Here is a 611-nt window from a genome sequence, read left to right as displayed (position 1 = left end):
CGGCGGCGGGGCTTCCGCGGGGTGCAGAACCGCCGACAGCAGAATTTCCACCTGGGACCGGGCGTCATCCGGCGTCAACACGGAGGGGTCGTAGGTCAGCAGGACGCTGCCCACCGCCGGGTTGTTCTCGGCCACCCGGATGGTGTCCAGCGCTTCCAGGCGGCCCAGCGCCTCCTGGAAGCGGTCGGCCCGCCGCAGCAGCGGGTGGCGCACGCGGATGCGCCCGGGCACCGCCGATGCGATGGGAGAGGTCCGTCCGGTCATTGCCCATTCTCCTGCATCAGCCGCGGTCCGCTCATCCAGCCGAACGCATTCCATGGTTGTGCAGAATATCCATAATTTCATAATGGTGAAACATTTCATCGGCTTCCTGCACAGGCGCCGGACGCAAGGCCGCGTTGCGGAAAAACCGCGTCCTCACCCAAGAAGTGCAGGGAACGGGGCGCAGAGCAGTGCCACCGGGCCGAGCCTCAGCGCCGTCCGCGGCGCGTGGGGCAGCAGCAGGACCAGCGCCGCGGCGGCCACCGTCAGCAGCCCCAGCCAGGCCGGAATTCCGATCCCCCACCCCCACGCGGTCACCACGGGCGGCAGCGACAGCGCGAGCCCCAGCC

At 69.4% G+C, this 611-nt stretch carries 2 protein-coding genes; both read right to left on the bottom strand.

Annotation, left to right across the window (positions count from 1 at the left end; translation table 11 throughout):
* The coding region (locus GBZ26_RS29785) for an HMA2 domain-containing protein (protein ID WP_345772093.1) at window positions 1-264 on the bottom strand (264 nt) is incomplete at its 3' end.
* Between the two features lie 153 nt (window positions 265-417).
* The coding region (locus GBZ26_RS29780; RefSeq protein ID WP_174441846.1) for a DUF3325 family protein at window positions 418-611 on the bottom strand (194 nt) is incomplete at its 5' end.

It is taken from the genome of Azospirillum formosense (genome assembly GCF_013340925.1).
GTDB classification, from domain to species: domain Bacteria; phylum Pseudomonadota; class Alphaproteobacteria; order Azospirillales; family Azospirillaceae; genus Azospirillum; species Azospirillum formosense.
Note: the sequence above shows the minus strand (reverse complement) of the source record. Positions and strands in the feature narration are given on the sequence as shown.